At 58.7% G+C, this 21,023-nt stretch carries 25 protein-coding genes; 8 read left to right on the top strand and 17 right to left on the bottom strand.

Translation table 11 applies throughout. The annotated features are described in order from the left end of the window. The first annotated feature begins 2 nt into the window (after nt 1–2). The 4 genes from rpsD (at nt 3) to ASC96_RS23735 (ending at nt 3,493) form a co-directional block, all read left to right on the top strand. Complete coding sequence (gene rpsD / locus ASC96_RS23750) at nt 3–620, top strand: 30S ribosomal protein S4 (RefSeq protein WP_037095627.1); 618 nt, start codon at nt 3–5, stop codon at nt 618–620. A gap of 91 nt (nt 621–711) precedes the next feature. After that, nucleotides 712–1,650: a glutaminase gene (locus tag ASC96_RS23745; RefSeq protein ID WP_060505530.1), complete on the top strand. Its 939-nt coding sequence runs from the start codon at nt 712–714 to the stop codon at nt 1,648–1,650. A gap of 209 nt (nt 1,651–1,859) precedes the next feature. Then, complete coding sequence (gene ttcA, locus ASC96_RS23740; RefSeq protein WP_244482299.1) at nt 1,860–2,672, top strand: tRNA 2-thiocytidine(32) synthetase TtcA; 813 nt, start codon at nt 1,860–1,862, stop codon at nt 2,670–2,672. Continuing rightward, the gene (locus ASC96_RS23735) at nt 2,669–3,493 is read left to right on the top strand and encodes an inositol monophosphatase family protein (RefSeq protein WP_060505528.1); all 825 of its coding nucleotides are present in this window, start codon (nt 2,669–2,671) and stop codon (nt 3,491–3,493) included. Before ttcA ends, ASC96_RS23735 begins: the two co-directional genes overlap by 4 nt. 19 nt (nt 3,494–3,512) lie before the next feature. Here the strand turns inward: ASC96_RS23735 and ASC96_RS23730 are convergent, their stop codons facing one another. Then, a complete protein-coding gene (locus ASC96_RS23730; RefSeq protein ID WP_060505527.1) occupies nt 3,513–4,229 on the bottom strand; it encodes an SDR family NAD(P)-dependent oxidoreductase in 717 nt (238 codons plus the stop codon). A 31-nt stretch (nt 4,230–4,260) separates the two neighbouring features. On the opposite strand from ASC96_RS23730, the gene ASC96_RS23725 reads away from it, so the two are divergent. Together ASC96_RS23725 and ASC96_RS23720 are read left to right on the top strand one after the other, a co-directional pair. After that, entirely contained in the window at nt 4,261–4,896 is a 636-nt protein-coding gene (locus ASC96_RS23725; protein WP_060505526.1) for a Crp/Fnr family transcriptional regulator, read from the top strand. 67 nt (nt 4,897–4,963) lie between these two features. Beyond that, entirely contained in the window at nt 4,964–5,458 is a 495-nt protein-coding gene (locus ASC96_RS23720) for a methyltransferase domain-containing protein (RefSeq protein ID WP_060505525.1), read from the top strand. Between the two features lie 172 nt (nt 5,459–5,630). On the opposite strand, the gene ASC96_RS23715 is transcribed toward ASC96_RS23720, so the two are convergent. From ASC96_RS23715 to ASC96_RS23685, 7 genes are all read right to left on the bottom strand, one after another. After that, entirely contained in the window at nt 5,631–6,914 is a 1,284-nt protein-coding gene (locus ASC96_RS23715) for a multidrug effflux MFS transporter (protein ID WP_060505524.1), read from the bottom strand. 39 nt (nt 6,915–6,953) lie between these two features. After that, nucleotides 6,954–8,189 (bottom strand): multidrug effflux MFS transporter, encoded by a 1,236-nt coding sequence (locus ASC96_RS23710; protein ID WP_112834669.1) that lies wholly within the window; start codon nt 8,187–8,189, stop codon nt 6,954–6,956. 399 nt (nt 8,190–8,588) lie between these two features. Continuing rightward, the gene (grxD, locus tag ASC96_RS23705; RefSeq protein ID WP_060505523.1) at nt 8,589–8,924 is read right to left on the bottom strand and encodes a Grx4 family monothiol glutaredoxin; all 336 of its coding nucleotides are present in this window, start codon (nt 8,922–8,924) and stop codon (nt 8,589–8,591) included. A gap of 137 nt (nt 8,925–9,061) precedes the next feature. Beyond that, nucleotides 9,062–9,283, bottom strand: coding sequence for a hypothetical protein (locus ASC96_RS23700; RefSeq protein WP_060505522.1), 222 nt, complete (start codon nt 9,281–9,283; stop codon nt 9,062–9,064). Between the two features lie 6 nt (nt 9,284–9,289). Next, the gene (locus ASC96_RS23695; RefSeq protein WP_037095612.1) at nt 9,290–9,523 is read right to left on the bottom strand and encodes a BolA family transcriptional regulator; all 234 of its coding nucleotides are present in this window, start codon (nt 9,521–9,523) and stop codon (nt 9,290–9,292) included. 17 nt (nt 9,524–9,540) lie between these two features. Continuing rightward, entirely contained in the window at nt 9,541–11,775 is a 2,235-nt protein-coding gene (gene purL, locus ASC96_RS23690; protein WP_060505645.1) for a phosphoribosylformylglycinamidine synthase subunit PurL, read from the bottom strand. A gap of 183 nt (nt 11,776–11,958) precedes the next feature. Then, a complete protein-coding gene (locus tag ASC96_RS23685; RefSeq protein WP_060505521.1) occupies nt 11,959–13,377 on the bottom strand; it encodes a PLP-dependent aminotransferase family protein in 1,419 nt (472 codons plus the stop codon). A 90-nt stretch (nt 13,378–13,467) separates the two neighbouring features. Here ASC96_RS23685 and ASC96_RS34100 point away from each other — a divergent pair, with 90 nt between their 5' ends. Next, nucleotides 13,468–13,710 carry a DUF1127 domain-containing protein gene (locus tag ASC96_RS34100; protein ID WP_244482278.1) on the top strand — a complete coding sequence of 81 codons (243 nt, stop codon included), beginning with the start codon at nt 13,468–13,470 and terminating at the stop codon, nt 13,708–13,710. 15 nt (nt 13,711–13,725) lie between these two features. Here the strand turns inward: ASC96_RS34100 and arsC are convergent, their stop codons facing one another. From arsC to purC, 7 genes are all read right to left on the bottom strand, one after another. Next, nucleotides 13,726–14,073 carry an arsenate reductase (glutaredoxin) gene (gene arsC, locus ASC96_RS23680; protein ID WP_060505520.1) on the bottom strand — a complete coding sequence of 116 codons (348 nt, stop codon included), beginning with the start codon at nt 14,071–14,073 and terminating at the stop codon, nt 13,726–13,728. A 439-nt stretch (nt 14,074–14,512) separates the two neighbouring features. Continuing rightward, on the bottom strand, nt 14,513–14,914 hold the full coding sequence (locus tag ASC96_RS23675; RefSeq protein ID WP_060505519.1) for a hypothetical protein: 402 nt from the start codon (nt 14,912–14,914) through the stop codon (nt 14,513–14,515). Between the two features lie 50 nt (nt 14,915–14,964). Beyond that, entirely contained in the window at nt 14,965–15,636 is a 672-nt protein-coding gene (gene purQ, locus ASC96_RS23670; protein ID WP_060505518.1) for a phosphoribosylformylglycinamidine synthase subunit PurQ, read from the bottom strand. Beyond that, complete coding sequence (locus ASC96_RS23665) at nt 15,633–15,890, bottom strand: hypothetical protein (protein ID WP_060505517.1); 258 nt, start codon at nt 15,888–15,890, stop codon at nt 15,633–15,635. The genes purQ and ASC96_RS23665 overlap by 4 nt, the downstream gene beginning before the upstream one ends. A 4-nt stretch (nt 15,891–15,894) precedes the next feature. Continuing rightward, nucleotides 15,895–16,089, bottom strand: coding sequence for a hypothetical protein (locus tag ASC96_RS23660; protein WP_060505516.1), 195 nt, complete (start codon nt 16,087–16,089; stop codon nt 15,895–15,897). Between the two features lie 20 nt (nt 16,090–16,109). Beyond that, nucleotides 16,110–16,352: a phosphoribosylformylglycinamidine synthase subunit PurS gene (purS, locus tag ASC96_RS23655; RefSeq protein WP_037095598.1), complete on the bottom strand. Its 243-nt coding sequence runs from the start codon at nt 16,350–16,352 to the stop codon at nt 16,110–16,112. 16 nt (nt 16,353–16,368) lie between these two features. Next, nucleotides 16,369–17,133 (bottom strand): phosphoribosylaminoimidazolesuccinocarboxamide synthase, encoded by a 765-nt coding sequence (gene purC / locus ASC96_RS23650; RefSeq protein WP_037095596.1) that lies wholly within the window; start codon nt 17,131–17,133, stop codon nt 16,369–16,371. A gap of 243 nt (nt 17,134–17,376) precedes the next feature. On the opposite strand from purC, the gene ASC96_RS23645 reads away from it, so the two are divergent. Beyond that, nucleotides 17,377–17,691: a DUF1476 domain-containing protein gene (locus tag ASC96_RS23645; RefSeq protein WP_060505515.1), complete on the top strand. Its 315-nt coding sequence runs from the start codon at nt 17,377–17,379 to the stop codon at nt 17,689–17,691. 55 nt (nt 17,692–17,746) lie between these two features. Here ASC96_RS23645 and ASC96_RS23640 read toward each other — a convergent pair whose 3' ends face one another. Together ASC96_RS23640 and ASC96_RS23635 are read right to left on the bottom strand one after the other, a co-directional pair. Next, on the bottom strand, nt 17,747–20,329 hold the full coding sequence (locus ASC96_RS23640; protein WP_162246390.1) for a bifunctional diguanylate cyclase/phosphodiesterase: 2,583 nt from the start codon (nt 20,327–20,329) through the stop codon (nt 17,747–17,749). A 102-nt stretch (nt 20,330–20,431) separates the two neighbouring features. Then, nucleotides 20,432–20,986, bottom strand: a complete 555-nt coding sequence (locus tag ASC96_RS23635) for an alpha/beta hydrolase (RefSeq protein ID WP_060505513.1) — start codon at nt 20,984–20,986, stop codon at nt 20,432–20,434. Nucleotides 20,987–21,023 lie beyond the last annotated feature (37 nt).

Here is a 21,023-nt window from a genome sequence, read left to right as displayed (position 1 = left end):
CGATGAGCAAGCGCGAATCGTCCAAGTACAAAATTGACCGCCGTATGGGCGAGAACATCTGGGGCCGTCCGAAGTCCCCGGTAAACCGCCGCGAATACGGTCCTGGCCAGCACGGCCAGCGCCGCAAGTCCAAGCTTTCCGACTTCGGTGTGCAGCTGCGCGCCAAGCAGAAGCTCAAGGGCTACTACGGCGACATCCGCGAAAAGCAGTTCCGTGCGATCTTCGCCGAAGCTGACCGCCGCAAGGGTGACACTTCCGAGAACCTGATCGGCCTGCTCGAATCGCGCCTCGACGCGATCGTGTACCGCGCCAAGTTCGTTCCGACGGTCTTTGCTGCCCGTCAGTTCGTCAACCATGGCCACGTCAAGGTCAACGGCGTTCGCGTCAACATCGGTTCGTACCGCTGCAAGGCTGGCGACGTTATCGAAGTTCGCGAAAAGTCCAAGCAGCTCGTTTCGGTTCTCGAAGCCGTTTCGCTCGCTGAACGCGACGTTCCGGATTACATCGAAGTCGATCACAACAAGATGGTTGCGACCTTCGCTCGCGTTCCGGCTCTGACCGACGTTCCGTACCCGGTCATCATGGAACCGAACCTCGTCGTCGAATTCTATTCGCGATAATTTCTTCGGGCTCCGGCCTTGTGAAATTCGAAAAAGCCACTCAGAAATGGGTGGCTTTTTTGTTGCGCTGCACACATGCGGAGAATGACGAATGCCCGGCCCTTTGGACCTGCAGTCGATAGTCGATGATATCCACCGCGAGCTAACCCCACGGCTGGGTGAAGGCAAGGTGGCCGACTATATTCCGCAGCTCGCCCGCGTCGATCCCAAGAGTTTTGGCATGGCCATCGTTACCGTCGATGGCGATGTTCACATGGCCGGCGATGCCGGGGTGCCATTCTCCATTCAGAGTATTTCCAAGGTTTTCACGCTGACTTTGGCGCTCGGCAAGCACGGTGAAACCATCTGGAAGCGCGTCGGCCGCGAACCCTCCGGTTCCGCCTTCAATTCGATCGTCCAGCTCGAACATGAACACGGCATTCCGCGCAACCCGTTTATCAATGCCGGGGCTATCGCGATCACGGATCTGGTGCTTGCTGGCCATACGCCGAGGGAGGCAATCGGTGAGATCGTTCGTTTCGTCCGCTACCTCTCCGACGAGGAGGACATCCTGATCGATCAGGACGTGGCCAAATCGGAATCGGCGACCGGTTACCGTAACTTTGCGCTCGCCAATTTCATGCGTTCCTTCGGCAAGCTCGATCATCCCGTCGAGCATGTGCTTGGTGTCTATTTTCATCAATGCGCGCTGGCGATGAGCTGCGTTCAACTGGCCAAGGCCGGCCTGTTTCTAGCTGCGTCCGGCACCAATCCGCTGACCAAACATTCCGTCGTTTCCAAGCAGCGGGCGCGGCGCATCAATGCGCTGATGCTGACCTGCGGCCACTATGATGGCTCGGGGGATTTTGCCTATCGCGTCGGCCTGCCGGGCAAGAGCGGCGTTGGCGGGGGCATCCTCTGTGTCGCGCCGGGTAAGGCTGCGGTTGCGGTCTGGTCGCCCGGGCTCAATCACAACGGCAATTCGCTGCTCGGTTCGCTGGCCTTGGAAATGCTCGCCAGCCGCACAGGATGGTCCGTATTCGGCGCCTGAACCGGCGTTACGGAAGTTTCACATCACGCCCGGCGCATTTTCCTTGATCTTGCTGCTTTAGACGGGCAAGTGCAGGGCATTGTTTTTGCGCGCCGCCTTCGTGCTCTGCGCCCTCCATCCGGGACTTTGTCATGGATATTGCCATTCAGCCGCCGGCCGCCGGCCTCGAAGATCTTTCGTCCAGCCTGGATCAATCCGGCAACGAAGCTATGCACCCGATTTTTGCAAAAATGCCCAATTCCGTCTCGTTCAACAAGCTGCGCAAGCGGTTGCTGCGACAGGTCCGTCAGGCGATCGAGGACTTTGGCATGCTGAACGGCCAAAAACGCTGGCTGATCGGTGTTTCCGGCGGCAAGGACAGTTATAGCCTGCTGGCGCTGCTGATGGACCTGCAATGGCGCGGCCTGCTGCCGGTCGAACTGGTCGCCTGCAATCTCGATCAGGGCCAGCCGAATTTTCCAAAGCATATCCTGCCGGAATATCTGTCGTCGATCGGCGTCAAGCACCGGATCGAATATCGCGACACCTATTCGATCGTGAAGGAAAAGGTTCCGGCCGGTGGCACCTATTGCGCGCTCTGTTCGCGTCTGCGCCGCGGCAATCTCTACCGAATCGCTCGAGAAGAAGGCTGCGATGCGCTGGTGCTGGGACACCACCGCGAAGACATTCTCGAAACCTTCTTCATGAACTTCTTCCATGGCGGCCGACTGGCGACAATGCCAGCCAAGCTCCTCAATGACGACGGCGATCTGATGGTGCTCAGGCCTCTGGCCTATGTGGCGGAAGACGATCTCGCCAAATTTGCCGCAGCGATGGAGTTTCCGATCATCCCTTGCGACCTCTGCGGTACGCAGGACGGGCTTGAGCGCAATGCCATGAAGGCGATGCTGTCGGATATCGAGCGCCGCATGCCCGGCCGCAAGGACACGATGCTGAGGGCGCTCGGTCACGCCAATCCGTCGCATCTGCTCGACCCAAAGCTGTTTGATTTCCAATCTCTCTTCGCGGAGCCCAAAGCATGACATCTGCCATCGATATCGCTGCCATCGCCAATGTCCTGCAGGAGGCAGCCTTCAAGGAAATCCTGCCGAAATTCCGCAATCTGGGTGACGGCGACGTGCGGATGAAGTCGGAGGCGATCGATCTGGTCACCGAGGCGGACGAAGCCGCCGAACGGTTGATCAAGGCACGGATGGCGGAAATCGCGCCGGACGCTTTGTTCGTCGGCGAAGAATCGGTTGCCGCCAATCCGGCACTACTCGGCAGTTTGGCCGGAGCTGACCTTGCCATCGTCGTCGATCCGATTGACGGTACGTTCAACTATGCGGCGGGCATGCCGCTGTTTGGCGTCATGGCCGCCGTGGTTTCCAAAGGCGAGACGGTTGCAGGCCTGATCTACGATCCGATGGGCAATGACTGGGTGATCGCCGAAAAGGGTTCTGGCGCCTGGTTGTGCAAGGCTGACGGGTCGCAGGAGCAGCTTTCGACGGTTCCGTCCGTACCGTTGGAAAGCCTGGTCGGCTGCGCCTCGACCGGCTTCTATTCCCCGGAAAATCGCCGCATCGTCATGGGCAACATGGCCAAGGTCCGCATTGCCACCAGTTATCGCTGCGCAGCGCACGAATATCGCGGCTTTGCCGGGGGCCATTTCCACTTCCTGATGTATCAGAAGCTGATGCCATGGGATCATCTGGCCGGTACGCTGATAGCGCAGGAAGCAGGCGCCTATGCCGCGCGATTCGATGGATCGCCCTATCTGCCGCATCATGTCGATGGCGGCCTGCTTCTGGCTTCCGACAAGGAGTGCTGGGAGATGCTGCGCCGCGAAGTGTTTACGGTCTAGGCTGCGGCCAGAGTGTTGCTCACAGCTTGCGGATGATCGCGGCGGCAACGGGCGGGGCAATGAACTGCAGCAACCGCAGCAGCTTCACCTTGCCGACGTGAATGCGCGCCTGCCGGGTGGAAAGCGACCCGGCAATCGCAGCAGCGGCGGCGGCTGCGCTGATCTTGCCCCGGCCGCGTCCCGCCGACATCGGCGCATCAACCATTGGCAAGACGATATCGACGGCCCGCACGGATGAACCATTGAATTGCGCGGTGATGGCGTCGGAAAACATCCGCAGGCCCGCTTTCGTTGCGCTGTAGACGGCCGACGTTCTTTTGGGATAGCTGGCAAGGGCAGAGCCGACATTGACAATGACAAAGGCGCGGCTTGGCACATCCGGAAGCAACAGCCGCGACAGGATCAGCGGCGCAACCAGGTTGGTTTCGATCTCGGCCGCGATCTGATCAATGCCATAACCGGGATCGTCGAACCTGAGATTGTGCTGGATAGCCGCATTGTTGATCAGGCCGTCAGCCGGACCTTGTGCCTTCACCGAGGCTGCAAAGGCGGAGATCGCTGCCCGGTCGTTTAAGTCAAGCGCGTGAACATCGATGCGCTGATCCCGCTGTTTGAGGGCGTCAAGCCGGATGCGATCACGTCCGAGCGCGATGACATCGTGTCCCGCGCGGGCTAGCTGCAGCGCAATTTCCCATCCGATTCCCGAACTTGCCCCAGTGACGACATACCGTGCCATGCTATCTATTCCCCTTGTTGGAGATGTGAGCATGCTGCAGGGGGACGGGAATGGCATTAACCGGGTTAACAGGTCGGGTCAGGCGGCGATTGCGCTGTTTGAGCGTATTACCGGAGAGCCGCTGGCGCAGACGGATCGTTTGACCGGCGCGATCCAGCTTTGTCTGGTGAAACCCGGCGAAAGTATCTTCAATCAGGACGATCCGCACCCGTATCTCTATGTTGTCGAGAGCGGCCTGTTGAAATTCACATATCTGCGATCGGACGGCGAGGAATGGATCAAATCTTTTATTGTTGAAGGCCAATTCTTCGCCAGCCTGTCAGCGCTTGCGCCGGCCGGGCGCGCGAGCTTTTCGGCAATTGCGATCGAGGCCTGCCGGCTGGAACGCATTCCGTTCGTGGCACTCAGAGACCTCGCAGATACCGATCTTGGATGGTCGCGAATGATCCGGACTGCCTTGATGATTTTTGGAGAACGCAAGGAGCGCCGCGAGCGCCAGTTTTTGACGCTTGATCGCGAAGAGCACTATCGCTCGCTGGTCGACGAGGAGCCGGACCTGGTTGCGCGGGTGCCGCAGAAGGACCTCGCGAGCTATCTCGGCATTACCGCCGTTGGCCTCAGCCGTATTTCCGCACGTGTCCGGGCCGACGCCTCGCGTTCGACTTAACCCGGGTTAATGCGCAGCAACCCACGATGGGAGATACCGGTTTTCGTTCAAAACGGGAGCCCAAACCTTGACCAACAGCAATACCGCATCGGACACGATGCTATTTTTCCGCTCGTGGCTGACAAGGCCGCTGGAGGTTGCGTCGATTGCGCCGTCAAGCAAATGGCTTGCTGCCGCGATGACCGCCGAAGTCGGGCCGGTGCCTGGCGGCGTGCTTGAGCTTGGGCCGGGCACTGGCATCTTTACCCGCAGGCTTCTGCAGGATGGCGTTGCCGAGGACAGGCTTATCCTGGTGGAGCGCAATCCTGTATTTGCCACGCTGTTGCGCCAGCGCTTTCCCAAGGCGACCCTGATCGAGGAGGACGCACGCCATTTGCGTCTGCCCTCGGCGGGCAGGATCGGCGCCGCCATCAGCGGCCTGCCACTGCTGTCCATGCCGAAGCCGGTTGTGCAGGATATTCTGGCAGCAGTCTTCCGCCATCTGGCCGATGATGCTTGTCTGTTTCAGTTTACCTACGGGCCGCGTTGCCCCCGTTCCGGCAACGGTTCTTCAAGCGCTTGACCTTGAAGCATCCTTCCGGCGATGGGTGCCGCTTAATCTGCCGCCAGCCAGCGTTTACCGCATCCGGCGCCGGAGCGTTTGAGACCGTAAATGCAGTCTGATGCCGCCACGAAAAGAAAAAGGCCTCGCCGGTTGCCTGGCGAAGCCCTTGTTTGCAGGTCGGTTGGCGCGCTTACATATGGCCGCCAGCGCCTTCCAGCGTGGCGTGGTCGTCGCCCGGATGGGTGAAGAGCTTGCCGTTTTCTGCCCAGAGGACGGCAAGGATCGTCACCACGCCGAAGACGGCGAAACCGGCGAACAGCGGCTGAACGGTACCGTTGAACATCTGGCCGACCAGACCGCCGAGCAGTGCGCCGCCCGTTGTTGAGACGAAACCGGTGATGGCGGTTGCCGTTCCGGCAAGATGCCCCATCGGCTCGAGGCTGATGGCCGTGAAATTGGTGGCGATGACGGCGAAGAACATCAGAAGGATCGAAAACAGCACATAGCTGAACAGGAAGCTCGGCGTACCGGCAAGCGCGACCAGAAGGCCCAGAACGGATAGCAGCGTGAACAGGATCATCGAGGTATGCGAGATCCGGCGCATGCCGAAGCGGCGGACGAAGTAGCCGTTGGCGAAATTGGCAACCGCGATACCGCCGGCCGTGGCTGCAAAGGCGAGCGGCAACCAGTCGCCAAGCCCGTAGACTTCACCGAACATCTGCTGAACGCTCATGATATAGGCGCAGATGACGGCGGTGAACAGCGTCATGCCGATCATGTAGCCGCAGGTGACGCGGTTGGTCAGCACCGTGCCGAAGCCCGAAATGACGGTCGCGACCGACAGTGGCAGGCGCTCGGCAGCCGGCAGCGATTCGCGCATGCGAAGCAATGCCCAGAAGAACAGCACCGCGCCGGCAATGCCGAGCAGGATGAAAATCCAGTGCCAGTTGGCGTAGATGATGATCGCCTGGCCGACGGATGGTGCAACGATCGGGATGATCATGAAGACGATCATCACATAGGACATCACCCGCGCCATTTCGCGGCCGCCGAAGCAGTCGCGCACGATCGCCATCGTCGTGATGCGCACGGCGGCAGCGCCGATGCCTTGGATGAAGCGCATGACAAGCAGCATCTCGAAACTGCCGGAAAGGGCTGCGGCAAACATACAGACGGCATAGAAGGCGAGGCCGCAGAGCAGCACCCGGCGGCGGCCGAACGCGTCCGACAGGCTGCCGAATACGATCTGCGAGCAGCCGAAGCCGAACATGAAGACGCCGATGACCCACTGGGTATCGTTGGCATTCTGGACGCTGAGCGATTGACCGATGTTTGGCAGCGCGGGCAGCATGATGTCGATCGCCATTGCGACGCTGGCGGTCATGAGGGCGATGGTGATGACGAATTCGAAGAAGCCGAGGCCTATTCGTGACGAGCCGAGATTCTCGACGTATTCAGTGGTGGTGGCGGACATGAAGAAACCTATGAATGTCTTGGGAGGAGACAGGGACGTTTAAACTGCAGGGTTATGCGCCTTGAAAAGCTTGCCTTTTTCGGCGGTCAGAACGAAGGCGAGCCCGATGAGGGAGACGGCGAGGAAGCCGATGGCAAGGGGCGTGATCGTGCCGTTGAACGCCTGGCCGATCAGCGCGCCGATGGTGGCGCCGCCGATCGTCTGAGTGAAACCCAGGACCGAGGATGCGGTTCCGGCGACGTGACCGAGCGGCTCCATCGCCATGGCGTTAAAGTTTGAACCGATCAACCCGAACTGGAACATGGCGCAGGCGTAGAGCAGGGCAAAAAGCCAGAAGGGAAGAAAACCGGAGACCGATGCCACGACCCAGATCAGGCTTGAAATAACGAAACCGATCAACGCCCCGTGCGACAGGCGGCGCATACCGTAGCGCCGGACAAGCCGCGAATTGGTGAAGGAAGCGAGCGCCATCATGCTGGCAAAGCCGGCGAAGACCAGCGGAAACCAGTGTCCGAGCCCATAGATGCCGACAAGAATCTGTTGCGCCGAGTTGATGAAGCCGAACAGCGATCCGAACAGAAAGGCGGCCGCCAGCGAATAGCAGAGCGAGACGCGGTTTGTCAGGACGATGCGGAAGCCGGCCAGGATGGATGTGACTGTGAAGGGCCGGCGATGCTCGGCGGAGAGTGTTTCGGGCAGGCGCAGCATCACCACTGTCGCAACAGAGACCGCAAACAGGCAGATGACCACGAAGATCATATGCCATTCGGCAAAGATCATGATCAACTGGCCGACGCTGGGCGCAATAACTGGCACGATCATGAACACCATGAGCACCAGCGACATGACTTCCGCCATCATCCGGCCGCCATAGACATCACGGACAATCGAGACGGTGACGACGCGGGTGGCCGCTGCACCGATGCCCTGGATGAAGCGCAGCGCCAGCAATCCGGTAAAGGAGGGAACAAAGACAATGGCAAGCGCGCAAAGCGCATAGAGGCCAAGGCCGCCGAGAAGCGGCAGCTTGCGGCCGAAGCGATCCGACAGTGGGCCGAAGATGAGCTGCGCGCAGCCCATGCCGATAAGATAGGCGGTGATGACATATTGGCGGGTATTCTCATCGGCGACACCAAGGCTGGCGCCGATTTCCTGCAGGCCGGGCAACATGATGTCGATCGAAATTGCGTTGACCGCCATCAGCATGGCCATCAGCGCAATGAACTGTGGTTTGGGCAAAGCCGGGAGACCCGGCGCTTGGGATGGTGTGGTCATAGGATATTCCTGGCGGATGTGCCGGGCGCCTGAAACAGGAAACGGAAACGTTTCCGGCGCAGATGAAAATGCTGGAGCCAGCAGAAAAGATCGAGCCGAAAGCGCGGCTCCGAAGCGCTTTCAAAAATGGAAACCGGGTTGACCGGCCATAAGGCAAAGCCGGCAAAACGAGCCAGCGATTACGACGATGTACGGGAGGTCAGATCTGGCCTCGTTCAACGGCGCAGACATCTGCACCGCGTGTGCATACTCCCAACATCGCGACCGGCTTGTGACAATGGGTCATATTGGCTTCAGCTAAAAAAGCGCCGGAAACATTAGGTTGTCTTCATGGCGTTCCGGAATCAAAAAAGGCGGTGACCCGCCTTTTTCAGGTGTCACTGTGGCTTAAATCCGGTTTTAGGCTGCGCCCTTGACCGCAATGCCCTGTTCCTCGAAATGCGCCTGTAGTTCGCCAGCCTGGAACATTTCACGCACGATATCGCAGCCGCCGATGAATTCGCCCTTGATATACAGCTGCGGAATTGTCGGCCAGCTGGAATAGTCCTTGATGCCCTGGCGGAGGTCTGCGTCAGCAAGCACGTTGATGCCCTTGTAGTCGACGCCGATATAATCCAGCATCTGAACGACCTGGCCGGAGAACCCACACTGCGGGAACTGGGGGGTGCCCTTCATGAAAAGAACGACATCGTTGCTCTTCACTTCATTGGCGATGAAATCGTTGATACCGCTCATGTCGTAATCCTTCCTCATCCCGCTTCAAGGGCCGGGTGTGTCGATATCTGTTAGATAGCATGCACGCGAGTGATTTTCATCACCTGAATACAACAAAAATTGATGGCTTGCACGACTGCAACAGTGACGGCGCAGTCCTAGCGCACCTTGCTGCGAGATGCGGCTGTTTTGCGCCGGCTCAGCTGCTTCTTAGCCGGTTTTGCCTTTGCGGCCGGGGCCTTCTTGAAACGGCCGGTTGTGGCAGAACGGGTCTGCCGCTTTTGCCGTTTGGTTGCCGTGCTTCCGCCAGCTTTCTTCAGGATTTCCTTCAGAACGCTCTCGACTACGCCGCTAACCAATTCGTTCATGAGGCTGGCCATTCAGGCTTATTCCGGCGCGGATGTCTGAAGGGCGAGGGCGTGCAGAACGCCCCCCATATTGCCCTTCAGCGCATTGTAGACCATCTGGTGTTGCTGCACCCGGCTCTTGCCGCGGAAAGCCTCCGCGACAACTTCGGCTGCGTAATGGTCGCCATCACCGGCGAGATCCCGGATAGTCACCTTTGCGCCGGGAATGCCCGACTTGATCATGTCTTCAATATCGCCAGGTGCCATCGGCATGGTCTGTACTCCCTGAATTACTCGGCGGCGATCTGTGTTTCGCCGTCCATGAAGTCAGGGAACCATGATTCATAGGCCGAGCGCAATTGCAGAATTGCAAGTGGCTTGGCCGAACCCAGCACCACTTCCGTACCGCCGGTGCTACCGATGACAGGTGCTGCCACGCCGGCAGCCTTTGCCCGCTCTGCAACCAAGGCTGCATGCTCCGGCTTGACGGTGACGACATAACGTCCCTGGTCTTCGCCGAAGAAGACTTCGATCGCATCGCGGCCGGCAACAGCCGATACCTTGGCACCGATTCCCGATGCCATTGCCATTTCGGCAACCGCCAGCGCCAGGCCGCCGGACGAGCAGTCGTGTACCGCTGTCGTCAGCCCGTCGGTAATCAAGTCGCGAACGAAATCGCCGGTCTTGCGCTCATGAGCGAGATCGACATGCGGGGCAGGGCCGTCGGAGCGGCCATGGACGTCGCGCAGGTAAACCGACTGGCCAAGATGCGTTCCAAGGCCTTCCGGCGCGCCAACGAGCAGGAGGGTCTCGCCTTCGGCGGCAAAGCGGATGCGCGCCATCTGCGACCAGTCGCCAAGCAGGCCGACGCCGCCAATGGTCGGGGTCGGCAGGATACCCTGGCCGTTAGTCTCGTTGTAGAGCGAGACGTTGCCGGAAACGATCGGGAAATCGAGCGCGCGGCAGGCCTCGCCGATGCCCTTGATGGCGTGAACCAGCTGGCTCATGATTTCCGGGCGTTCCGGATTACCGAAGTTGAGATTGTCGGTGGCAGCCAGCGGCAAAGCACCGGTTGCCGTGATGTTGCGCCAGCATTCAGCCACGGCCTGCTTGCCGCCTTCGAACGCGTCAGCCTCGACATAACGCGGTGTTACGTCGGACGAGAATGCCAGCGCCTTGGTCGGATGACCTTCGACGCGGACGACGCCAGCATCGCCGCCCGGCAGCTGCAGCGAATTGCCCTGAATCAGCGTGTCATATTGTTCGTACACCCAGCGGCGCGACGAATTGTTGGCGGATCCAACCAGCGACAGAACGGCATCGGCGATATCGGCCTGCGGAATGTCGCCGGCTGCCAGCGGAGCGGCAATCTTTGCCGGGGTCCACGGACGGTCGTATTCTGGCGCTTCGTCGCCCAGTTCCTTGATCGGCAGATTGGCGACTTCCTCGCCCTGATGGATGACGCGGAAACGCAGGTCATCAGTGGTCTTGCCGACGATGGCGAAATCGAGACCCCACTTGACGAAGATCGCCTTGGCGACGTCTTCCTTGGCGGGTTCGAGAACCATGAGCATGCGCTCCTGGCTTTCCGACAGCATCATTTCATAGGCGGTCATGCGCTCTTCGCGCACGGGAACCTGATCCAGCTGCAGCTCGATGCCGAGGCCGCCCTTGGCGCCCATTTCGACGGCCGAGCAGGTGAGGCCGGCAGCACCCATGTCCTGGATGGCGATGACCGCACCGGTCTTCATCAGTTCAAGGCAGGCTTCCAGCAGGCACTTTTCGGTGAAGGGGTCGCCGACCTGGACGGTCGGACGCTTCTCCTCGATCGACTCGTCGAATTCGGCCGATGCCATGGTGGCGCCGCCGACACCGTCGCGGCCGGTCTTGGCGCCGAGATAGACGACGGGCAGGCCGACGCCCTTGGCTTCCGACAGAAAGATGGCGTTGGACTTGGCGAGGCCCGCCGCGAAAGCGTTGACGAGGATGTTGCCGTTGTAGCGGGCATCGAACTCGACTTCGCCGCCGACTGTCGGCACACCGAAGGAATTGCCGTAACCACCGACGCCAGCAACGACGCCGGAAACGAGATGACGGGTCTTCGGATGATCCGGTGCGCCGAAGCGCAGCGCGTTCATCGCGGCGATCGGACGCGCACCCATGGTGAAGACGTCGCGCAGGATGCCGCCGACACCGGTCGCAGCACCCTGATAGGGCTCGATATAGGACGGGTGATTGTGGCTCTCCATTTTGAAGACCACGCAATCGCCGTCATCGATATCGACCACGCCGGCATTTTCTCCCGGTCCCTGGATGACGCGCGGACCGGTGGTTGGCAGCGTGCGCAGCCATTTCTTCGAGGATTTGTAGGAGCAGTGCTCATTCCACATCGCCGAAAAGATGCCAAGTTCCGTAAATGTCGGCTCGCGGCCGATCAGGCCAAGGATACGCTGATACTCATCCGGTTTCAGGCCGTGCGAGGCAATCAGATCGGCGGTGATGGGGCGGGTATTGGAAATGGTCATCGGGGTCCATTCGGTCCGTTGGAGCATCCTGGACGGCAAAGGTTCCGTCAGTTTGTGAGGATGCGTCAAAACAAAGAGATCACGTCGCGGTTTCTTTAACCGAAGCGACTGCCGGATGCGACAGGAAAATGCCGGAAAAGCACAGGAGATCACGCGCTTTTCGCCGATAATGTGCTGGCTCGCTCAGGCGAAGCTGTCATAGCCCGTGCGGCCGCTGTCGAGTAGCCGGCGAAGGGTCAGGAAACCCCGCCGCACCTCGTTGCGGTCGGCGGGCGAGGAAAAGCCGATGCGGACACGGTGATAAACGCTTTCCGTCCGCCCGGCCTTGAACTCGTCCTCGTCATCAACAAGCACGCCTTCCTCGAAGGCTGCATGCTTGAACGTGCCTGAGAACCAGGGTTCCGACAGTTTCAGCCAGAGGAACGGCACATGTGGGTGAGAATTAAAGTCAATGTCGGCGAAGATTTCGCGGGCCATTTGTTCCCGCGCCCTGATCTCGTCGATGCTTCTGGAGCGTAAAGCCGCCGCTTCGCCGCTTAATACAAGCCGGGCGCAAAGCTCTGCCAAGAGAAACGGCATGCCGCCGCTGACCATCTTGTGAGCGATGCGAATGCGCTGGCTGAAATGCGGAGGACAGGCGACCCAGCCGCCGCGCACGCCCGCAGCGACCGATTTCGACAGGCCACCGACCAGAAATGTCCGCTCGGGCGCCAATTCGGCCAGAAGCGGCAGCATGTCGCCGGTCATTGCGCCATAAAGATCATCTTCCAGCAGCCAGACGCCGTAGCGGCGGGCAATATCGGCGATTGCCTGACGTCGCTCCAGTGACAATGTCACCACGGTCGGATTTTGCGCCGTTGGCATCAGGAAGGCGAGTTTCGGGTGCTGCTGGGCGCAGACCCGCTCGAAATCGTCCGGATCCAGGCCGTAATCATCAGTGCGCAAGAGAATCGTCCGGCGTCCGATCAGTCCGGCGCTGCGGCTGATCTGGGAATAGGTGATGTTCTCGAAGGCGATCTTGTCGCCTGGTGCCGTAACGGCGGCGATGACGGCGACGGCGCCGGCATGAGCGCCAAGCGTCGGCACGATGCGATCGGGCTGCGGCCGGAAACTCCCCTTGGCGAGCCACTGGCTTCCCGCAGTAAACCAATGTGCCGGAAAATCGCGAGCATAGCTGGCAATATCGGCGTGATGTTCCCGGCTGATATCGACCAGCACTTTTTCAAGCGAGGCGCCCTGGCCGATATCCGGTGCGGCCGTGCTGTCGAACCGGAGTTTTCCGGGCGGGGCCTTCAGCGGCCTTGTGCCGGCCAGTGCCGCGCTCATTGGATCTGGCTGTTCGGCCGGGCGCAATTCGGCATTGTCAAGCACATAGGTCCCGCGCCCCACTTCGCCACTGACCAGCCCGCGTTCGCGCACCAGATGATAGGCGCGGCCGATTGTCCCGATTGTCACGCCGATATCGAAGGCAAGGTTGCGCTGTGGCGGCAATTTCGTACCGACGGCCAACACGCCACCGGCAATCGCCTGCTCGATCTGATCGGCGATACGTGCGTAAAGCGGCCCTTGGCCTTGTGTGGGGTCTGGCATCCATGTTGTCATGGTGACAATTTCTACATTGCATCGGTTTTCCTGTCAATTATGACAATCCAATACCGAAATGCAACCGTTGCAATCGATGGAGTGATGACAATGGGTACAATTTGCACCGATAATGGCGCCGCATGTTCTATTGCGATAGGTACAATCCAGCCGCGAGGCCTCGTCTCGCGATTGAAGCAGCTTGGTCGGTATATGATCGTCTGGATTCTCGGCCGTGAAGAAAAGCGGCTGAGCCGGATTGCTCTTTCTGAGCTGACGGATGATCAGCTTGCCGATATCGGCGTTACGCCGGCGGAGGCGCGCCGGGAGGCAGCACGGCCATTCTGGGACTAAAATGGACCTGCAGGACTACAGAATTTCCAGGACTTTGGTGTCTGGCCGGCAGAGTCTGACACCCTTCCCGGTCACGACGATGGGTCTCTGTATCAGTTCGGGATGGGCCAGCATTGCGTCAATGATCTCCCGGTCTGTCTTGCTCTCGTCATCCAGCTTGAGCGCCAGGTACGCGGGCTCCTTGATCCGCAGCAACTGGCGTGGCGCCATGTCCATGGCAAGCAGAAGAGCCAGCATTTCCTCATGGCTCGGCGGTGTTGCCATATAGTCGACAATGGCAGGCACTGTTCCTGTGTCGCGAATGAGCTTGAGAACCGAACGGGATGTACCGCAGGCACTGTTATGATAGATCATGACGGTCATAAGTGTGCCTTTGGTGTGGGTAAGAGCTGGGGTGAAAAGCGCCAGCGGAATGGTCTGCGCCTAGCATGAGAATGTACGCGGATTCGTGACAGCCACAAGAATACCATTCTCTGGTTGCTTGCATAAAAATACGTTCTTGGATTGCGTTGAGTGGGTGTGAACAGTCTCGAGTTGATTGTCGTGCAAAAGGGCGTGAATGAAAAGCGGCAAGAAATAGCGATATGCGATCAATCCACCGCCTATCTCCACCGGTTAGAACGGTGGCTTTCACGGTGGACAATACTTGAGTGAACAGAAGGTCAGTGCCGGTAATTCACCGTATGCGAACGAACTGAATGGTATAATGACAGCCCGGAATGCCGCCGGGCTCAGGTTGTTCGCACCTGATTAGGTTTTTTCGGGGTGCTGTCCGCGCGGCAAGGACTTTGTGCTGAAAGCCTCAGCGGCAGCCCGTTCCGCCAGCAGCCCAGCGTTTGATATCCGTGGTCATCCGTGCGCCGACAGTTTCGCTGAAAAGCGGGCCAAAAGCCTGCAGCCGGGCAGGGTGCCCCTCGGCTTGGACCACTGCGAGAGGTCGCGATTCGGGTGAATTGCGCTTGACGATGAGGATGCGCGGGCGCCCGGAGAAGGAATTCAATTCCGGCGCGAGGCGATAGGCCTTGAAGGCTGCATCACCGGATTTGAACCAGCAGGCATTGGCGCCCAGCGCGATCCGCTCCATGGTGGGCAATGCTGCCGTGTTCTGCGCCGGGGTCGGCGGTTTTGATGACTGGCAACCCGCCAGAAGCACGGCGATGGAGCCGGCGGTAGCAAAGAAGCGAAGGAAAGCTGCGGCGCGCATGAAGGCCCCTTATGATTCTGTCTATAGGGTGCCTTCTAGCAGAGCGACTGTTAAGCAGCGATTACATCGAGCGCGGAAGCGAACAGGCCGCGTCCGTCCGAGCCGCCATGTGCGGCTTCGATCAGGTTCTCCGGATGCGGCATCATGCCAAGCACATTGCCCCTGGCATTGACGATCCCGGCAATGTCGTTGACCGAACCGTTCGGATTGGTACCGGCCGCATAACGGAAGACGACCTGGCCATTATCCTCGATCGTCTTCAGTGTTTCCGCGTCGGCAAAATAGTTGCCGTCATGATGGGCTACCGGGCAACGGATGATCTGACCCTGTTCGTAAGCGCGGCTGAAATCGGTATTGGCATTGACGACCTCAAGCTTGATTTCCTTGCAGACGAACTTCAGTGAGGCGTTGCGCATCAAGGCACCCGGCAGGAGGCCTGCCTCGACCAGGATCTGGAAGCCGTTGCAGACGCCGAGCACCTTGACGCCGGCCTCGGCCTTCGCCTTGATCGCCTGCATGACGGGCATGCGGGCTGCGATCGCGCCGCAGCGCAGATAATCACCGTAGGAAAAGCCACCAGGAATGACGATCAGGTCGACATCCGGGATGTCCGTTTCTGTTTGCCAGATGGTGACCGGCGCGTTGCCGGAAATCTTGGTCAACGCTGCGATCATGTCGCGGTCACGGTTAAGGCCTGGAAGCTGAACGACGGCGGATTTCATGGGTGCGGTTCAAACCTGGATTGGGCCTCGGCAAGCTCGCGCAATTCGAGGCGGTTTTCTATTCTCTCCAAACGCTCATCTATCTGATGAAGCATTGTATAGAGCGTGTTGATGTCGTTCTGGTGGGCATGTAACGACAGTCTTATAGAGCCCATTTCGCTTCGAAGGTCGCGGATCGCATTATCGGATTTGTCGGCCCTAACGTGCATACGCCGCAGAATCTCGTGAATAAGTTCCTGAGTGACATCAGCCATGAAACTAGCCTAGCTTCTCCAGGCGGCTTCCGAACAACGTTCGCTTGAGAGTTTCTGTACGCTCACGGCCTTCTGTTAACTCCCGGTTGGTTTCCCGCATAAAGGCAACCAATTCATCCAGAGACTGGGCGGTCTCTTGAAGCCGACGATCGAGTGCCATTACTTCCGTGTACAGCATTTCATTCGTGATTTCGGCCATTCGACCACCTCATTCAACCATCAGGCGAGTGAGATAGTGTAGTTCTCAATCACCGTGTTGGCGAGGAGTTTCTCGCACATCGCCTTTACTTCGGCTTCGGCCTTTGCCTTGTCGGCAGTGTCGATCTGCAGATCGAAGACCTTGCCCTGGCGGACATGGCCAAGGCCCTCGAAGCCGAGTGCGCCAAGCGCGCCTTCGATTGCCTTGCCCTGAGGGTCGAGAACGCCGTTCTTCAGCGTCACTGTTACGCGTGCGTTGATCACTGTCGTCTTTTCCTGCTTACTTTACCAGAACCGGGCCGGAGCCGCGGGGCGGTTCGTTTTCGTTCATGATGCCAAGGCGGCGCGCCACTTCCTGGTAAGCCTCGACAAGGCCTCCCATATCGCGGCGGAACCGGTCCTTGTCCATCTTTTCCTTGGTCTCGACGTCCCACAGACGGCAGCTGTCCGGCGAAATCTCGTCGGCCAGGATGATGCGCATCATGTCGCCTTCGAACAGACGGCCACATTCGATCTTGAAATCAACCAGTTGGATGCCGACGCCGAGAAACAGGCCGGTGAGGAAGTCGTTGATGCGGATGGCGAGCGCCATGATGTCATCAAGTTCCTGCGGACTTGCCCAGCCGAATGCCGTGATATGCTCTTCGGAGACCATCGGGTCTTCAAGCGCATCGGCCTTATAGTAAAATTCGATGATCGAGCGCGGCAGGACCACGCCTTCCTCGATGCCGAGGCGCTTGGCGAGCGAGCCGGCAGCCACGTTGCGCACGACAATCTCGAGCGGAATGATTTCCACTTCCTTGATCAGCTGTTCGCGCATGTTGAGGCGGCGGATGAAATGCGTGGGAATGCCGATACGGTTCAGATGGGTGAAGATATATTCTGAAATCCGGTTGTTGAGCACACCCTTGCCGTCGATGATCTCATGCTTCTTGGCGTTGAAGGCCGTAGCATCGTCTTTGAAGAACTGGATCAGAGTGCCAGGCTCCGGACCTTCGTAAAGGATCTTGGCCTTGCCCTCGTAGATACGGCGGCGACGGTTCATGAATGGTGTCTCTATCTCTAAAGGCGCTTGGGCTGCGCACTTGGTATTTTCTAAGGCGGTCCATAACCGAAATGAAACCATTTCACAATCGGCGACTGTTCCGATCCCCTGATTTACGTCTGCCCGATCCTCTTCAGGGTAGCACGAAAGTCGCCACGCCGGAAAACTTCGCATTGCACTTTCGATGACCTTTTGGTTTATGGGCGAAAAGCTAAACTCAAAACGGTTTTTGGGAGATCAAGGATGACCAATATGCAGGATCGCGAAAAGGCGTTCGAATCGAAGTTTGCTCTCGACGAAGAGTTGAAGTTCAAGGCCGAGGCGCGCCGCAACAAGCTTCTTGGTCTCTGGGCTGCCGAGCTTCTGGGCAAGAGCGACCCGGCCGCCTACGCAAAGGAAGTCGTCGCGGCTGACTTCGAAGAGTCGGGGCACGAGGATGTCGTGCGCAAGCTTCGCGCCGATTTTGACGCTGCCGGCATCACCCTGACAGACGAAGAGATTCGCCTGAAGATGCTTGAGCTTCTGTCTGAGGCCGTCACACAGGTCCAGAACGGCTGATATCGCCGTATTAGCTAATTAGAACCGTCCGAGTTTTCGGGCGGTTTTTTTATGCCTAGCGGTCCCTCCTGGCCATTTTGTGCATAGATTCGATGGATGTTTCCGGCGTGCGCCAGCGTCCGGAACGGATAAATGCCTCGAGGTCTGTTCTGGCCATGGGCCTGGCGAAGGCATAGCCCTGCAGTGTATCGCAACCCAGATCACGCAAGATATGCGCATGGCGGATTGTCTCCACCCCCTCGGCGACGACTTCGATGTTGAGCGAATGGCCGATATCGATGATCGATCCAACCAGCTTGCGCTGCTCCGCGGCCTCGATAATCGGTATGACGAGAGCACGATCGATCTTGAGGCGGCTCGGATTGAGCTTCATGAGGCCAACAATCGAGGCATGGCCTGTCCCGAAATCATCGATTTCGATGTCGATGCCGAGCGCGCTGAGATTATTGAGGATTTGCGAGGATTCCTCGTCGAGATCGTCGAGGAAGATTGATTCCAACAGCTCGAATGACAGTTTTCCACGCGGTATGTTCAACTGCTTCAAGCTATCGATCAGGCCAGGCTCGCGCAACCGGGGCGAGGAGACGTTGACGGAAATGCGCGGGACACCAAAACCTTGCGTCTCCCAGCGGTTGAAATCGCTCAATGCCTGCTCGGCAATGCGGCGGTCGATTGTCATCAGCGCATTGATATCGTCGGCGATCTTGAGAAAATAATCGGGTGCCAGCAGGCCATGCCGCGGGTGTACCCAGCGGGCGAGCGTCTCGACGCCGGTAATATCGAGCGTGCGGGCATCAAACTGTGGCTGATAGAAAGGAACGAATTCGCCTTCCTCCAGCCCCTTGATGATTTCATCGGCCGTGCGCTTGGTATGATGGATTTGCGTCTGCAACTGTTGCGTGAAAAATTCATAACGGTTCCGGCCAAGCCCTTTGGCCCGATAGAGCGCTATATCGGCGTTCATCAGCGACTGTTTGGCGCCAACTGTTCCATCGACGGTCCAGGCGATGCCGACGCTGGCTCCGAACCTGCACGGGTGCCCGTCATAGGTCACCGGCTGTCGCAGAGCTTCGATGATCTGATCCGTGAGCAAGATGACGTCATCCTGCGGTCGATGCGCGTCGCACAACACCAGGAATTCGTCGCCGCCGATCCGCGCAACGAAATCACGATCGCCGATGATCGTGGAAAGCACGTTCGCCGTATGTACGAGCATGGCATCACCGGCCTGATGACCGAGCGTGTCATTAATCTGCTTGAACCGGTCGAGATCGATATGAAGGATGGCGCAATAATCGACCTTATCGGCAATCCATTCATCGAGACGCTGGTCAAGGAACCGCCGGTTCGGCAGGCCGGTCAGATGATCATGCAGCGCGTTGTATTCGATTCGGGTCCGGGCCGCTTCCAGTTCAAGATTGCGTGCCTCTGCGAGTTGCCGCGCTCTTTCCAGATCCTCGCGCAAGGTAACATCCTCGGTCACGTCCCAATTGGCACCGATGAGTTTGCGCGCGCCTTCATTGTCGGTGAAGGTTACGGAACTTGAGCGGATGTGGCGAATTTCTCCGTCGGGACGGATAATGCGAAACGCGTTCATGAAGGGAGCAGCCGAAGCTACGCCCGCCGCAACCCTTGCGAGGGCTGCATCCCGATCCTGCGGGTGCAGCCTTTCTTCGAAGGCCAACACACTCGGCTCTTGTGGATCCAGGCCATAGATAGATAGCAAATGCTTGTCGCGCACGATAGCGCCGGTATCGAGATTGGCTTCGAATACACCCACCTTCGATACATCAAGAGCAAGTCTCAGCCGTCGCGATATTTCCTCAAGATGAGCCTCGGCCTTTTTGCGTTCGGAGATATCGGTATCCGTGCCGATGATCCGGCTCGGCTTGCCCTCCGATGTCCACTCAATGGAGGCTCCCCGGCTTTCGATCCAGATCCAGCGGCCATCCGCATGGCGTTCGCGGTACTGGAATGTGTTGAACGCGACTTCGCCCTCGTCCTGACGGCGAATACTTTCGATTACGTGTTCGCGGTCGGCCGGATGGACATTGTCGATCCAGACATCGAGGGATCCGTCAACGGTCGCATCCGCTGCCATGCCACGCAGATTTTTCCAGGGAATGGAGTAGAACAGTTCGTTTGTGCTGAAGTCGTGGTCCCAAACGCCCTGGTGAGCACTTTCAAGCGCGTATTTCCAGCGCGTTTCGCTCTTCTGCAGAGTGGTAACGGCCTGCTTGAGCTCGTCGATCGATTGAGTTTGGAGAATGATCCACGGCGATGAGCCGCTCATGTGCGATATCGAAGCCATGACCCATTTGATAGAACCGTCCGGTCGGGGCAGGCGTAGTTCACATTGTTTGGGCGAGGCTCCGTTGGCCTGGACATCTGCCATCATTGCTGTCAGCGGACCCGCGTCCTCGTCATGGACAAAACACTGGATATGTTCGCCGAGGATTTTATCTAAGGGCAGGGCAAGAGCATGTGAGAAGGCTGCATTGACCTGGCGAATGCAGCCGTCCTGTTCCAGCAGGCAATAGCCAATTGGCGCACAATCAAGAATGCTTGCGGCGTCCGGTAAAACCCCCGTTGCTGCCGGTTTTGGCGGCGAATGTCTACTTTTACTCGCGGTTGTCACGTACCAGCTATTCCCGAACAAATTTCGGGCATCATGACCGATGACAATGAAAGTCCCCTTAATGGGAGATGTCGCTAAAATATCCTCGTTGCTGCGGCAAGGTCAGGGCTGGAGCCGGTTGAGAAATTGAGCAAAGACCATCGTGCCTTCCGGCCAGGGACCATGCCCGGATTCACTGTTGATATGGCCGGATTCGCCTGCGTCCACGAGCAGAGAGCCCCAGGCATTGGCCATATCGCCGGCATGTTCGTAGGTGCCGAAAGGATCATTGCGGCTTGCCACGACAAGGCTCGGAAACGGCAGCGGATCACGCGGATAGGGACCGAACGTCATCAGGTGTTTCGGGCGGATCTTCGGATTGGTCACCTCGGGCGGTGCAACGAGGAAGGCGCCGGCGATTTTCTTCTCAAAATGGGGCAGGGCGTGAATGGCCGTTGCCACACCGAGTGAATGCGCAACGATGACGACAGGTTTTGTTGCTGCATTGACGTCATCGATCATCCGCTTGACCCAGTCCTCCCGGACGGGCTTTGCCCACTCCGCCTGTTCGACGCGCCGCGCCGAGGCAAGTTTGTTCTGCCACCGGGTTTGCCAATGGTCAGGCCCGGAATTGGTATAACCGGGTACAATGAGGATATCTGCTTCTGATGCTTTCATAATAACGGGGATTTGAGGTTGGGGGCAGCGGAAGTCA

The organism is Rhizobium sp. Root1204 (assembly GCF_001424965.1).
GTDB lineage: Bacteria > Pseudomonadota > Alphaproteobacteria > Rhizobiales > Rhizobiaceae > Pararhizobium.
Note: the sequence above shows the minus strand (reverse complement) of the source record. Positions and strands in the feature narration are given on the sequence as shown.